12 protein-coding genes are annotated in these 13902 nt (G+C 44.5%); 8 read left to right on the top strand and 4 right to left on the bottom strand.

The annotated features are described in order from the left end of the window. Positions 1-36 precede the first annotated feature (36 nt). A complete protein-coding gene (gene polA / locus VF412_RS19840) occupies positions 37-2622 on the top strand; it encodes a DNA polymerase I (RefSeq protein ID WP_331341019.1) in 2586 nt (861 codons plus the stop codon). 23 nt (positions 2623-2645) lie between these two features. Here the strand turns inward: polA and VF412_RS19835 are convergent, their stop codons facing one another. After that, positions 2646-3425, bottom strand: coding sequence for a methyltransferase domain-containing protein (locus VF412_RS19835; RefSeq protein WP_331341018.1), 780 nt, complete (start codon positions 3423-3425; stop codon positions 2646-2648). An 85-nt stretch (positions 3426-3510) separates the two neighbouring features. Between VF412_RS19835 and VF412_RS19830 the strand changes: the two genes are divergently transcribed. After that, a complete protein-coding gene (locus VF412_RS19830) occupies positions 3511-4419 on the top strand; it encodes a LysR family transcriptional regulator (RefSeq protein WP_331341017.1) in 909 nt (302 codons plus the stop codon). On the opposite strand, the gene VF412_RS19825 is transcribed toward VF412_RS19830, so the two are convergent. Further along, complete coding sequence (locus VF412_RS19825) at positions 4377-5009, bottom strand: hypothetical protein (RefSeq protein WP_331341016.1); 633 nt, start codon at positions 5007-5009, stop codon at positions 4377-4379. The genes VF412_RS19830 and VF412_RS19825 overlap by 43 nt on opposite strands. A gap of 102 nt (positions 5010-5111) precedes the next feature. On the opposite strand from VF412_RS19825, the gene VF412_RS19820 reads away from it, so the two are divergent. Next, the gene (locus tag VF412_RS19820; protein WP_331341015.1) at positions 5112-6101 is read left to right on the top strand and encodes a flagellar basal body-associated FliL family protein; all 990 of its coding nucleotides are present in this window, start codon (positions 5112-5114) and stop codon (positions 6099-6101) included. Here VF412_RS19820 and VF412_RS19815 read toward each other — a convergent pair. Then, positions 6091-7323 (bottom strand): sigma-54 interaction domain-containing protein, encoded by a 1233-nt coding sequence (locus VF412_RS19815; protein WP_331341014.1) that lies wholly within the window; start codon positions 7321-7323, stop codon positions 6091-6093. The genes VF412_RS19820 and VF412_RS19815 overlap by 11 nt on opposite strands. A 150-nt stretch (positions 7324-7473) precedes the next feature. On the opposite strand from VF412_RS19815, the gene yihA reads away from it, so the two are divergent. The 4 genes from yihA to VF412_RS19795 all read left to right on the top strand — a co-directional run bounded on the left by yihA (position 7474) and on the right by VF412_RS19795 (position 11487). Next, positions 7474-8076: a ribosome biogenesis GTP-binding protein YihA/YsxC gene (gene yihA / locus VF412_RS19810; protein WP_331341013.1), complete on the top strand. Its 603-nt coding sequence runs from the start codon at positions 7474-7476 to the stop codon at positions 8074-8076. Beyond that, positions 8073-8819 (top strand): 3-deoxy-manno-octulosonate cytidylyltransferase, encoded by a 747-nt coding sequence (gene kdsB / locus VF412_RS19805; RefSeq protein WP_331341012.1) that lies wholly within the window; start codon positions 8073-8075, stop codon positions 8817-8819. The genes yihA and kdsB overlap by 4 nt, the downstream gene beginning before the upstream one ends. 71 nt (positions 8820-8890) lie before the next feature. Continuing rightward, a complete protein-coding gene (locus tag VF412_RS19800) occupies positions 8891-10495 on the top strand; it encodes a CTP synthase (RefSeq protein ID WP_349259019.1) in 1605 nt (534 codons plus the stop codon). An 11-nt stretch (positions 10496-10506) separates the two neighbouring features. Then, complete coding sequence (locus VF412_RS19795; RefSeq protein ID WP_331341010.1) at positions 10507-11487, top strand: KpsF/GutQ family sugar-phosphate isomerase; 981 nt, start codon at positions 10507-10509, stop codon at positions 11485-11487. A 21-nt stretch (positions 11488-11508) separates the two neighbouring features. On the opposite strand, the gene VF412_RS19790 is transcribed toward VF412_RS19795, so the two are convergent. After that, positions 11509-12027 carry an asparaginase domain-containing protein gene (locus tag VF412_RS19790; RefSeq protein WP_331341009.1) on the bottom strand — a complete coding sequence of 173 codons (519 nt, stop codon included), beginning with the start codon at positions 12025-12027 and terminating at the stop codon, positions 11509-11511. Between the two features lie 257 nt (positions 12028-12284). Between VF412_RS19790 and VF412_RS19785 the strand changes: the two genes are divergently transcribed. Next, positions 12285-13898 (top strand): fibronectin type III domain-containing protein, encoded by a 1614-nt coding sequence (locus VF412_RS19785; RefSeq protein ID WP_331341008.1) that lies wholly within the window; start codon positions 12285-12287, stop codon positions 13896-13898. Positions 13899-13902 lie beyond the last annotated feature (4 nt).

Here is a 13902-nt window from a genome sequence, read left to right as displayed (position 1 = left end):
GTCGACGGCCTGTGCTTTTTGAAAATGGGAGAATAAATGAAAAAACTGTATCTAATTGACGTGAGCTCTATGTTCTTTCGCGCTTTCTACGCGATCAGACAGCTCACATCTCCAGCAGGCGTCCCAGTTAACGCTGTCTACGGCTTCCTTTCAATGATCACGAAGCTTTTAAAGGAAGAACAGCCTGAATATCTAGTCTTCTGTTACGACCGTAAAGAACCGTCATTCCGTAAAGACATGTATCAAGAGTACAAAGCTCACCGCACGGAGATGCCTGAGGATCTTTCAAAGCAAATTCCTTACATCAAGCAGCTGGCTGATATTTTAGGGATTCCAGCGTTAGAAGTTCCAAGTTATGAGGCTGACGACATCATCGGTACGTTAACGAAGTTTGGTCGAAAAAATGGCATGGAAGTGATCATCGTCAGCGGCGATAAAGACTTTGCTCAGTTGATTGAAGACGGTGTGTTCCTTTACGACACGATGAAAGACATTCGCTACGATGCCAAAGGTGCTTTTGAGAAATGGGGAGTTCGTCCGGATCAATTTATCGATTTCTTGGCGATTCTTGGAGATGCTGTTGATAATGTGCCGGGCGTAAAGGGCGTTGGAGAAAAAGGGGCGATCAAGCTTCTTGAGCAGTTCAAGCACATCGAAGAAATCTACGAAAATATCGATAAGGTGGAGCCAAAAGGCGTGCGCGAAAAGTTGATCGCCTCCAAAGAAAATGCCTTGATGTCGAAAAAACTAGTGACGATTGCTTTGGATGTTCCAGTGCATGAAAACATCGAGGATTATCGCTTACGTCCTTGGAAAAAAGACGAACTGCGCACGTTATTGCGCGAGCTCGGTTTTAAGACCTTCGAGAAAAATTTAGTAGGCATTGATGGAGGAGCTCCAGAAGCGGTAACGCCAATTGCGACTTCATCGAAAGTTACGGTGGCTGTCACGACTCCAACGACAACACCATTATCAGCAACTGTCGAAGAGATCGCAGAGTATTCTGCTCAAAACTATGCAGAAAAGAAAATGTCGACTCGCGAGCTGGCAGACGCATTGAATGAAAATCAAGCCCTTTGGGCCATTTCTGATGACCGCGGTATCTTTATCGGTACAGATAAAGATGTCATTTCCGTCAGTGACCACGAGAATTTAGGTGTTCTTACAGATACATTCAAAATCCGTTGGAGTGGTTTCGATTTGAAGGAATACTGGCATAAAATCAATGCGAAAACTCCGATTGCAGCTTGGGATTCTATGCTTGCGGCTTATGTTTTGAAAGCCGGCGACTCTACGGACTTTGCAAAAATCTATCACAAGATCATGGGTGACACCTTGCCGGAAATGATCACTCCATCACAGCTTTTAAATTGTCATCGTCATTTGGCGAAGACATTAGAAGAGCGTTTGAAGGCAAGTCAGGGTGAAAAGGTTTACCGTGAATTGGAATTGCCGTTGGTGCGCGTTCTTCTTGCTATGGAAAACTTGGGAGTAAGAATCGACACGGATCTATTGGCTAAAGAAAGTTCTGATTTAGAAACTGAAATCAAAGAGCTAGAAAAAAATATTCATGCAACGGCGGGCGAGACATTTAATGTGGGAAGTCCGAAGCAGCTGGGTGTGATTCTATTTGAAAAGCTAGGTTTGCCAGCAGGTAAAAAAACGAAAACAGGTTATTCAACAGACACGGACGTTTTGGAAGGTTTGGATCATCCCATTGCAAAGCTAGTTTTGCAGTGGCGTGAGCTTTCCAAGTTAAAATCGACCTATGTGGATGCGTTGCCAACGATGATTAGTGCTAAAGATGACCGTGTTCACACGAGCTTTAATCAAGCCACAACATCAACGGGGCGTCTTTCAAGCACTCATCCAAACTTGCAGAATATTCCAATCCGTACCGAGCGAGGCCAACGCGTAAGAAAAGCGTTCATCGCTGCGAATCGCATGCAGCTTTTATCAGTGGATTATTCGCAAATTGAGTTGCGTATCTTGGCGCATATTTCAGAAGATCCAAACTTGTGCAAAGCTTTCGCTGAGGATTTGGACATCCATGCGGCAACAGCGGCAGAAATTTTTGGCATTGATTTGAAGGCTGTGACCTCTGAGCATCGTCGCGCAGCTAAGGCTGTCAATTTCGGTATTGCTTATGGACAAGGGGCTTTCGGTTTGGCTGAAAACTTGGGAATTCCAAGGGGCGAAGCAAAAGAGATCATTGATCGCTATTTCACGCGCTTTAAAAATGTCCGCGACTATATCGAAGGAACAATCAAACTTGCTCACGAGCAGGGGTATGTTGAAACTTTATTCGGTCGTCGTCGTTATATCGACGAACTTCAATCTAAAAACATGGCCTTGAAGAAATTCGGCGAGCGTGCCGCGATCAATGCTCCCATCCAGGGAACAGCCAGTGACCTAGTCAAGAAGGCTATGATTGAAGTGCACGAGAAAATTCCAATGCGCATGCTTTTGCAAGTGCATGACGAATTGATCTTTGAAGATACGCAGGAAAACCTGCAGAAGTATTCGTCAGAGCTTGTGAAGATCATGGAAAACGTAGCAAAGTTACGAGTTCCGTTGAAAGTGAATTACGCCATTGGCGCCAACTGGGATGAAGCCCACTAAGGAAAAGGCCTGCAACTGCAGGCCTATTTTTTTGCCCAAAGCAAAATGCGTTTGAACGGATAGAAGAAGGGCTTTTCGTCAGGCAAGAATTGGAAAAGTCTTTCGCGGTACTCTTGCAAAAACTCTTTATAGTTGTCTTCACTCATATGAGATCGGAAGTGAGTCAGCATCGAGCCTTTGACCCACTCGATCACTTCCTCTCGCGAATTCAAAACATGTCCATAGACTTTCATGGTGACGGTTTGTTCTCTGAAGCCAAGCTTAAATAATAGCTTCGCATACTCTTCCACCGACAGCATGACATCGGGTTTATCATAAGTTGCGCCGCCCAAGGCCGCCTTCCAGCGAGGCTCGTGGCTCATTTGCTTGGAAAGGATGTGTGTTGGAAAGTCATGGTTCATGGGCATTTGCACAGCCAATTGCCCGCCGTCTACTAATGCATCATAAAGATGCTGAAAGATTTCTCGATGGTTTTCGCACCATTGAATAGCCGCATTTGAAAAAACAACCCCATACTTTTCTTTTTCGCTCCAAGTTTTAATGTCACCCATGACAAAGGAAACTCCATCACCGGAAAACTTTTCGGACTCTTTAAGCATTTCAGTGGAGGAATCAAGCCCCACTGTCGAAGCTGCTTCTAGATATTTGTGTAAAGTTTGAGTCAACTCGCCAGTTCCACACCCTAGATCGATGGCTTTTCCGTTCGGAATGGGGTGGACCATATTCATAAGATCAATAAATGGCTGTGATCGTTCGTTTTTAAACTTTTCATATTGGGAAGGATTCCAGGTGCCTTTGCTCATAACTACCTCTTCTTGGTTCCACTTTAGCCTAAATCATTATAGAATCCATGGAATATAAATACTTTAATCAAGTAGGCTTTGGAATATGTTGGATTTTATTGAAACCTTGTTGGCTGTCAAAGAACTTGGAACTATGGGAAAGGCGGCAGCTCGTCTGCGCATTACTCAGTCTGCTGTCAGCAAGCGGATAAAAAGCCTGGAAGCAGAATACGGTCAGCCCCTCTTAGAGGCTGAAGGACGTCGAGTGCGTCTTACCAATGAAGGTGAGATTCTTCTCTTAAAAATTCGGCCTCTTCTTTTAGAAATTAAGGCCTGCATGCAAGAGCCAGAGCGTGAAGTGCAAAAGAAAATCATTATCGGAGTTTCTGAATCGCTCATGGCCTCGACAGCTCCCGTTGTCTTGGAACGCCTACGTCGAAGTTTGCCGCAGCTAAGCTTCGAGCTTCATGCTCATAGAACTCCCATTGCTGTCGAGCATGTCAGGTCTGGGGAGTACTCTTTAGCTTTGTGTGCTGAGGACGCTGTTTCTAAAGACTTAGAGGTGATACCGATTTGCAAAGAACCTATGGTTATTATTCCATCTCATGGAAAGAAATTTCGCTGGGGAGGTAAAGATGAGATTCAGATAATCAGTATCGAATCTTCGTCGGCGACATGGCTGACTCTTTTAAAACAGATTCCGCATTTCACTAGGAAATCTGGTGTCCAAATTGTGCCGACAATGACTTTAGAGTCATTCACAAGTATTGCGCAAATGGCAAAAGCTGGTTTTGGTCATGGCCTAGTGCCGTGGGGAATTGCTTGGGGAATGGGACTCGAGAAAGAGGCCATGTCTTTGCCTATGCCGGGTTTGCATCGTCAGGTGGCTGTTATAGGCAGAAAAGGTCTGCTAGCTCAGCCACTCATTCAACAATTTACTAAAGAACTGCAAAGGGGATTTTCCGAGTTGGATTATTCTGTTTCCCAACCCACGACACGGCCACCTTCAAAATAAACATAACGTGTTTCTTTGCGGTATCCTTCCGGTGTGGAAGAAAAACGTTGGTATTTCCAGCGCTCGTTTTTATAGAGTGGATTTCCTGAAACTTCGATACTCATCGGTTCGCCCCAAGAACGTTTCACATAATCTTGCGGCATACCCACGGCGATATCCTGCGTCTCAATAAGATCTTTCATTTCAGCCTGGGGCGCTTGCGAGCGATCCCAAATGTGGTGGCTATTCATCCATTGCTGACGACCTTCTAAAGTAGGAACGGACAAGAAGGACAGTTTCTCTTCGTCGTTCTTTAGCCAAGGCAGAACTTTGGAATATTGCTCTTTTTCTTTGCGAGAGCTGAGGGTTCGCTCTAGCTCGCGAACCTTTTGACGAGATCGAATGTCTTCCAGGTCCGATTCGCTTAAAGCATTGGGGTCTTTACCCATTTCATAAGCAGTTTGTCGTGTGCTGCTGTCTGAAGCGCCATCATTATGATCATTAGTGTAGTGAATTCCTGAGGAGCCATAGCCGCTGTTTGCTGATCTTTGGAAACTAGTGCAGGCACCTAAAAATAAAAACGGAAGAACGGCGAATTTCATCACTTTCATCACAAGACTCCTAAACCTAGATTCTAGCCGATGGACTTCTGTTTATAAATTGTTCTTGCCGGGTTTTTAGTTCTTTTCTTACAATCGTCTTGGGAGAAAAATTTGGCTGAAAACGAAAGCTCGACCAAAGTTGAGGAACCAAAGAAAGAAGGCGCCGAGAATGCTTCAGGAGAAAACTCTGAAGAGGTTCTGTCGTTGGATAATTTGGATTCAATTATCGCCGAGGAAGATCCCGAGTTCGCAGCCGGTCTTCAGGAAATCACGCCACAAAATATCGGTCATCTTGATTCCGATAGTGATTTAGAAATTGAATACACATTGGATTATGAAAAACGCCAATGGGTCGGCATGCCGGGCCCGCGCGGGAAGCTTGTTAAGGCTTTTCCATTCCTTCCTTATCTTTCATATAAAATAAAAATGAAGCGCACATCGATGCGGCTGACTTGGATCAGGTGGAAAGAACAACTAATTCATGGATTGCGCAATCTTGGCCCATCAATTTTGAAATGGCTAAAGGCACAGCTTGGCGCCATGAAATCCGGTATGGGCGAGGGAATGACGGCTTTCAAATCATTCAGTCTCGTAAAAAAATTAGCTTTTGTAGGATTGCTTGTTGTGACCGTAGGGGCTGGATTTGTTTTCTATAAAATTGCCACAAACAAGCTAATTCCGGCAGAGCAGGATTTGTTCTTGCCGTCATTGGACGAATGGGCCCAGGCAAAATATCAATACGGTCCTGAAGATCAAAAAGAGTCATTTTATGACTCTACAAGAACAGCGCAGAATATCATGGAACTGCAAAAGATGATCGTGAACATTCGTCGTTCCGCCTCATCGGGACCGAACCCCATGGCAGCCATGGAGTTCTATGTTGAAGGCACGGTCGCTGAAGTCGTCGTCGAGATCAAAGACCGCGAATCAGAAGTGCAGGATCTTTTCCAAAGAACGATCGAAGATACGAACTACGATCAATTATCTTCGGGGGAGGGAAAGCAAATGCTTTGCGACCGCCTTCGCAAGAACATCAATAAAATTCTCACGAAGGGGAAGGTTCGTCGCGTATTTATTAAAAATGCGGTGATTAAACCTTAAAGCTTTCTACATCGATATCATAATACTTCAAGCGATCATGAAGTGTGCTCTTAGGCATTCCCAGGTCTTGAGCCGTGCGACGCTGATTTCCTTTGTTCGCCGCAAGTCTTTTCAAAATCATCTGTTTTTCAATTTCCTTAATCACCGGAATATCGTTCACAGGAGTCGCTTCTTGAGTCGTAATCAATGTCTTATCCAAAAGCTTTTCGATGTGCATTTCTTCGATTTGGATGCGCGGATACAAAGCCGAGGCACGGGTTACAAGGTTTTTTAGCTCACGGATATTACCCGGCCACGGATGTTTTTTGAGTCTTGCAATCGCATTAAATGAAAAGCGCACTTTCATTTTTTTAGCGAATGTATAAAGCAATTCATCAAAGTCTTCTAAGCGTAAGGCCAAAGCAGGTGGAGAAACTGTGACAACATTCAAGCGGAAGTACAAATCTGAACGGAAAGCCCCTTCGCGGATTTTATCGCTCAAGTTCTGGTGAGTGGCTGCGATGATGCGAACGTCTGTTTTCACGTTGCGATCAGCACCGACAGGGCGAATTTCATTGTTTTCCAAGGCGCGCAAAAGTTTGGCTTGCAGGCTGTAGGAAAGATCACCGATTTCATCCAAAAATAAAGTGCCACCACGAGCGGCCTCAAATGCTCCTTTGCGATCATTGATAGCGCCGGTGAAGCTGCCTTTGATATGGCCGAAAAGTTCGCTTTCGATCAATGTTTCACTTAAGGCACTGCAGTTCACCGATAGGAAAGGGCCACTTCTGCGATGGCTGCATTCGTGAAGATTTTGAGCGATGACATCTTTACCCGTTCCTGATGGGCCTAAGATTAAAACCGGGAAGTCGGTCACAGCAACATTGCCTAAGACTTGAAGTTCTTGATTCCAGACTTCGTTGCGGCTTTTCATTGGGAATGTTGCAATTGGTTGTTCTTTTTCAAACGTAAATAGAAGTTCGACTTCGCCGATGCGGATGATGTCACCTTCTTGAAGAAGGGCTTCGACCACGCGAGCATCGTTGACGAAAGTGCCCAACGGACTGCGAAGATCGCGAATGATATATGTCGTTTCTTTGCGCTCGAGGCGACAGTGACGGTCGGCGACGTTTTCGCCAGGGATTTGAAGGGGGCAGCTAGAGTCTTTGCCAAGTGTGACAAAGTCACTGATTGAAAGGGTTTTCGCATTTTCGCCAAAGGTTTTGAGAAAGGCCTGCATCATTTTTGTGTTCTCCTGCTTATTAATTGCTCATGTTTGCAGAAAGGGCCTTTACAAGAGGTTTGCCGAGCCTCAGATGAAAATAAATGGGGTTTGAGCGGATTTCGACTCGCCCTATTATTGGGGTAGGGATTGTCTTCTCAGAATTGAGAAATGGATCGCACTTTGATAGTCTTGGTTATGCCAAAGTCGATTCAATTCATCAAAAGCGCCGTTCTGGCAAAAGATTATCCCGTTCATAACATGGCCGAGGTGGCGATCGCAGGTCGCTCTAACGCAGGGAAAAGTTCTTTCATCAATACTCTTTCGAAAAATAAAATTGCGAAGGTCAGTGCGACACCGGGGAAAACTCGTTTGTTGAACTTCTTCAATATGGAAGATTCCTATGTTTTGACGGATATGCCTGGTTATGGATTTGCGGCTCGAAGCGGAGATGAACTTCGTGAGTGGCAGCGCATGATCGAGACGTACTTGAGTGTTCGTGAAAATTTACGCGGTTTGATTTTGGTTATGGATATTCGTCGTTCTTGGACTGAAGACGAAGAAATTATGAAGCGTTTTTCTGAACGTGAAGGCTTTCCATTGGCAGTAGTTTTGTCAAAGGCAGATAAGCTTTCGCATAGTCAAAAGCTGCAAGCGATCGCGAAGATCAAAAAAGCGACGGGTCTTAGCGCTGTGTTTGCGACATCGGCTTTGAAAAAAGACGGTGGCGAAGAGGTTGAAAGATATATTTTCGAGAATTGGATTAAAGAATGAAAATCGTCGGAGTGATTCCTGCTAGATACGGCTCAACTCGTTTTCCTGGAAAGCCACTCGTGTCTCTAAAGGGTCGTCCTCTGATTCAATGGACGATTGAAGGTTCTAAAAAATCCAAACTTCTGACAGATCTTATCGTAGCGACAGATGACGATCGAATTAAAGCCGCGGCGGAAGCTGTAGGTTGTAAAGTCGCAATGACAGAAAGCGATCTTCCCTCCGGCAGTGATCGTATTCATGCAGCTATTCAAAATGTCGAATGCGATATCGTTGTAAATATTCAAGGTGATGAACCGTTGGTAACGGGCGATCTTGTGGATCGTTTGGCGCAAGTTTTTATTGATGATCCAACTTTGGATATGGCGACACTGGCTCATCCGATCACTGAAGAAGAATTGCAATCCATGAATTCAGTGAAAGTGGTTTTGAATCACAAAGATGAAGCTTTGTACTTCAGTCGCTATCCGATGCCGTATTCTCGCTTGAAGGCTTCAGAGATGGGGACTTACGAGGGATGTCTTAAGCATATTGGCATGTATGCATATTCGAAAAAATTTTTAAAGAAGTTCTGTGAGGCGCCTCAGGCTTTGATTGAAAAAGCTGAAAGCTTAGAGCAACTCAGAGCTTTATATTTGGGTGCAAAAATCAAAGTTGTCAGAGTCAAGGAAGCAAGTTTAGGGGTGGATACTCCCGAGGATTTGGTAAGACTCGAAAAACTCTTAACGGAAGGCCAAGGTAGATAATGGCAAAGAGAACAGCAGCAACAAAGAAGAAAGCCGTGAAAGTGTCGACAGCGAAGTCGACAAAAAAGGCTTTGAAGCAAAAATTTATTTTTGTGACCGGCGGGGTTGTTTCCTCGATTGGTAAGGGTCTGACAGCAGCAAGTCTTGGTGCTTTGCTGGAAGCCCGTGGTCATCGTGTGACCATCATGAAATTTGATCCGTATTTAAATGTGGATCCGGGTACGATGTCTCCGTTCCAGCACGGTGAAGTTTATGTGACTGAAGACGGGGCAGAGACTGATTTGGATTTGGGTCACTATGAAAGATTCACGTCGGCGTTGATGAACCGTTCAAACTCTGTGTCAACAGGTCAGATTTATGACACTGTTTTGGCTCGTGAACGTCGCGGTGATTATTTGGGTGGAACTGTTCAGGTTATTCCGCATATCACTGAAGAAATTAAAGCACGCATTTACGAGGCAGCTCAAGGAAGCGAAATTATCTTGGTTGAGATCGGTGGAACTGTCGGTGACATCGAATCCCAGCCATTCCTGGAAGCCATTCGTCAGATGCGTATTGATGTCGGCATGGAAAACTCGGTGCTTGTGCATGTGACGTATGTCCCTTACATCGCGGCCGCAGGCGAGTTGAAATCGAAACCAACTCAGCACTCGGTGAAAGAATTGCGTGAAATAGGTTTACAACCCGATTTCTTGGTTTGTCGTAGTGAAAAACATATCGACGACAATCTAAAAGGCAAGATCGGTTTATTTTGTTCTGTGAAACAAGAAAACGTTATCGCAGCTCAAGACAGTAAATTCATCTACGAAGTTCCAATGGCTTTGCATAAAGAACATTTGGATGAGTTGATTGTTGAACGCTTGGGATTGTCTGCGGGGAAACCAAATCTTAAAGGTTGGCAAAATCTTGTAAAAGTTTTAACTCATCCTACCAACTCTGTGAAAATCGGTGTTGTTGGGAAATACGTTGAACTTAAAGAAGCCTACAAGTCATTGCATGAGGCTTTAGTTCACGGTGGTGTTGCTAACAATGCTCGTGTTGAGATCATCTATGTTGATTCAGAGAAAGTGACTGATAAGACCGTTGCTTCTTTGCTTGGTAAAGTTGACGGCATTCTAGTTCCAGGTGGTTTTGGAACTCGTGGTGTAGAAGGTAAGATCACAGCTATTAAGTATGCTCGTGAAAAACAAATTCCATTCTTTGGTATTTGCTTCGGTATGCAATTAGCGGCGATCGAGTTTGCTCGCAACGTTTGTGGTATCAAAGATGCAACAAGCCGTGAATTCCATGCCGAAAATAAACGCAATGGTAATTTCGTGATCGACTCGATGGTTGAGCAACGTGGAGTCATCAACAAAGGTGGAACAATGCGCTTGGGGGCTTTTCCATGTGCGATTGCTTCTGGCACAACGGCCGCGCAGGTTTATAAAGCTTCAAGTATTATGGAGCGTCACCGTCATCGTTTTGAATTTAACAATAAATACAAAGCGCTGTTTGAAAAGAATGGCATGGTCGCTTCAGGTATTTGTAAAGAACGCGACTTGGTAGAAATTGTTGAGCTTCCAGATCATCCATGGTTTGTAGGTGTTCAATTCCATCCCGAGTTCAAATCCAAACCTTTGGCTCCGCATCCATTATTCGTGCATTTTGTAAAAGCGAGCTTAAAAAATAAATAGGGTCATCACTTATGTCTAAAATCATTCAACAAGGTCTAAGAGTTCTGGAAGTCGAAGCGCAAGCGATACTTGCTTTGAAGGACCGTCTTGGTGCTGAATTTGAACAAGTTGTTAGCCTCATCACAAACTGCAAGGGGAAATTGATTCTTACTGGAATGGGTAAATCCGGTCAGATCGCCCGAAAGCTGGCAGCGACATTTTCTTCCACGGGAACTCCAGCGGTGTTTTTGCATCCGGCTGAAAGCTCTCATGGTGATTTAGGTGTGATCCAAACTGGCGATGTTGTGATGGCTTTAAGTTATGGTGGTGAATCTCCGGAGTTTTCTGGAATCTTAAGATTTGTGGCTCGTAAGGGAATGCCTTTGATCGCTGTGACGGGGAATTTGAATTCTTCACTAGCGAAAGCGGCGCAAGTGACTTTGAATGTGCATGTTTCTGAGGAAGCATGTCCTTTGAATTTGGCTCCGACTGCAAGTAGCACCGCTACCTTGGCTTTAGGGGATGCTGTGGCTATGGCTGTGATGGCCGAAAAAGGATTCAGTCCTGAAGACTTTGCGGAGTTCCATCCCGGTGGCAGTCTCGGCTATCGTCTTTTGACTCGTGTGAAAGACGTTATGCACGGTGGAGAAGCATTACCAGCGGTGGGACTTGAAACACCACTTCGTGAAGTATTCTCGATCATGACTCATAAAGATGTTCGTGGGGCTGCGGGCGTCGTCGATGGAAAGGGTGATTTGGTCGGAGTTATTACCGACGGTCAAATTCGTCGTCGTCTAGAGAAAAGCACAGATCCACTGACTGGCACTGCGAAGGATCTTATGACGACAAATCCTCGTACGATCGATGCCAATGAGCTGGCAGAAAAAGCTTTGTTTGTGATGGAACAATTCCAGATCAATATGCTTTTTGTTTTGGATAAAGAGTCTGAAAAACCTCGCCAACCTGTGGGTATCTTACACGTTCAAGATTTGTTGCGTGCAAAACTTCGTTAAATCAAAAGGAATAGTTAGAAATCAAAACTGCTCGAACGTGCCTTTTTCTTTATTCTTTCTGACATTTGGAAGCGAGAAAATCTGGTTGTGGAAAGAAATATAGAAGCCAGGCTTCAAAAGCTTTGCCGCAAGAAGGGCTTCTGTCACATTTTGTGAAGCGTCACTATCTTCAAAACCCATCGGAATCATAGCGCCAGTGAAAACTACCGGAACGGTGGGTGCCGGCAGAGTTTTATAGCAATGTTCTGCTGTAACACTCATGGTGTCAGTTCCGTGTAAAACCACAATAGGGCAGTGACGAGCCATTTGATCTTGAATTGTGGCGGCAATCAACGAGCGATCCTCATCGGTCATATACAAAGAGTCTTTGCTAAGAAGCGGGTAAACCAAGATGTTCGTGTAAGGCAAGCGCATTTTAGAAAGAATACGATTGCGAATGCTAGTGCCGCGATTTTGTAGAGAGCCATCGAACTCGTCATAAGTTTTTTCGATGGTTCCACCTGTAGTAATGATAACGACGTCTTGAATATGATTGGCCATGAGTAGAATCTAATGTTTGCTTTTCCCTCTGACAAGTCTTGATCCTTGGCTTGCCATTCGCATCAAGTGGCTTTTAGCTGCCGCTCGCCGAGTCATCTTGAGACGGTAGCCAAAATTAGAATGTTTTAAGGACTGTCGAACTTCTTCTTTACACTTTCTGCGAAATTCTCCGAGCTGAACAGTCACTAGGCAAAATTTTGCTAAGTAAAAAATGTCTGTGCATACTGATCGAGAACAAATCAGACCATGGAGGTCTTGTGAAAAAAAGTTCCTTTAAAACGCCGATCTTTTTTTTCTTGGTTCCCGCTCTTACGTTTTGGAGTACCACGGCCTTCTCGAAAGTAGCAGCCAGTAGTAGCTCCAAAAGTTCCTCTCAAAGTGTTGCTGAGCCTCAACAAGATGTTCAGTTGTACTTCGGAACGATGACCAAAGATGCAAAGAGTTCAAACAAGAACTCTTGCGATGTTTCCAATGTCCAACTTAATGTCGACCGTGTCGACTATTTGACTCAAAAAGGTTGGTATTCGGTAGGTCATTCGCAATCTCTCAATTTCTCGAAAGATCAGGATGATTCACAGGGATCGTGCTCATTACGAGATTCAAAAGGTATTTCTCAAATTCGCATTGTTTTAAATAGAAACAAGTGCGGCGCGATTCATGATGACCGTGGGCACAGTTGTAAAATCTTAGATCCATACTTTGATGTTAAATTTAAAGCGCTGAATTTCGCGAAGTATGAAAATAATAAGCTTAAAGTTTTCTTGGATCTTCGAGAGTCGTCCTTCCAATATGATAAAAATGGTGTTTGTATCTTTAAGCCACACTTTAAAGTGGTTCACTCAGGCCATAATAAAGTCTGTTTGGATAAACGTCACAGAGAAGGCAAAAGCTGCGGTAATAACGGGCACCATTACGGGCTTTTCAATGGCAATCACTACGGCATCTTCAATAACAACAATAAATTCGGCATCTCTTTAGCAAAATATCATGACCATGCTTGCTGGGACCATGATGACAAAGATGATTCATATGGTGAAGAGTGCCATCAACATGGTGACATTCCAGTAGATAATGGCTCATGTGGAGGTTCTTCGTCTTCCGGCGGTTCATCTTCTAGTGGTTCTTCGTCTTCAGGTAGCTCATCTTCTTCAGGTGGATCATCTGGTGGGTCAACTTCATCTGGTTCAACTGACAGTGGATCTTCTTCATCAGGAAGTACGACTTCTACGGACACTGGATCTTCTTCCTCTTCGAGTGGATCTACGTCTACTGGTTCATCATCTTCTGGTGATAACACGTCTTCGACTCCATCAACGGGTGACGTAGTTTCATCAACAGGTGATTCAAGTTCTTCAAGTTCAAGCGGTTCGACTAGCAGTGGATCTTCCTCATCGGGAAGTACGACTTCTACAGACACTGGATCTTCTTCAGGAAGCTCAACTTCGACGGGTACTACGTCAACTGATACGGGCTCGTCATCAAGTGGCTCTACATCTACAGGTTCCACTGATACAGGAAGCTCATCATCAGGTAGCACTTCTTCGGGCAGTACTTCTTCAGGCAGCACTGAGAGCGGTTCGACAGTTGCCGCGGGTCCAGTGATCTCTGGCTTGCAAGTGTATGAGCAGTTCTTGGCAGCGGTGAGTGTGACTTGGAAAACAGATGTGGCAAGTACTTCACAAGTCATTGTGACAGATACGACTACAGGCGTTCAGACTACGACGACTTTGGACTCTTCATTGGTAACGACTCACTTGGTTTATATCTCTGGTTTGACTCCAGGGGTGACTTATCAGGTGCAGGCGGTTAGTACTGTGAACGGAACTTCAACGACAAGTACTGCGATTTATGTATCGACCAGTGCCAACTAAATAA

This window comes from Bdellovibrio sp. (assembly GCF_036384735.1).
Taxonomy (GTDB): Bacteria; Bdellovibrionota; Bdellovibrionia; order Bdellovibrionales; family Bdellovibrionaceae; genus Bdellovibrio.
The sequence above is the reverse complement of the archived record's forward strand: the minus strand, read 5'-3'. Positions and strand labels throughout refer to the sequence as shown.

Coding starts and splice junctions, on each gene's coding strand:
- VF412_RS19815 (WP_331341014.1), bottom strand. CDS start 7,323: ATGATGCAGGCCTTTCTCAAAACCTTTGGCGAAAATGCGAAAACCCTT.
- VF412_RS19825 (WP_331341016.1), bottom strand. CDS start 5,009: ATGAAAGTGATGAAATTCGCCGTTCTTCCGTTTTTATTTTTAGGTGCC.
- kdsB (WP_331341012.1), top strand. CDS start 8,073: ATGAAAATCGTCGGAGTGATTCCTGCTAGATACGGCTCAACTCGTTTT.
- yihA (WP_331341013.1), top strand. CDS start 7,474: ATGGATCGCACTTTGATAGTCTTGGTTATGCCAAAGTCGATTCAATTC.
- VF412_RS19835 (WP_331341018.1), bottom strand. CDS start 3,425: ATGAGCAAAGGCACCTGGAATCCTTCCCAATATGAAAAGTTTAAAAAC.
- VF412_RS19795 (WP_331341010.1), top strand. CDS start 10,507: ATGTCTAAAATCATTCAACAAGGTCTAAGAGTTCTGGAAGTCGAAGCG.
- VF412_RS19830 (WP_331341017.1), top strand. CDS start 3,511: ATGTTGGATTTTATTGAAACCTTGTTGGCTGTCAAAGAACTTGGAACT.
- VF412_RS19790 (WP_331341009.1), bottom strand. CDS start 12,027: ATGGCCAATCATATTCAAGACGTCGTTATCATTACTACAGGTGGAACC.
- polA (WP_331341019.1), top strand. CDS start 37: ATGAAAAAACTGTATCTAATTGACGTGAGCTCTATGTTCTTTCGCGCT.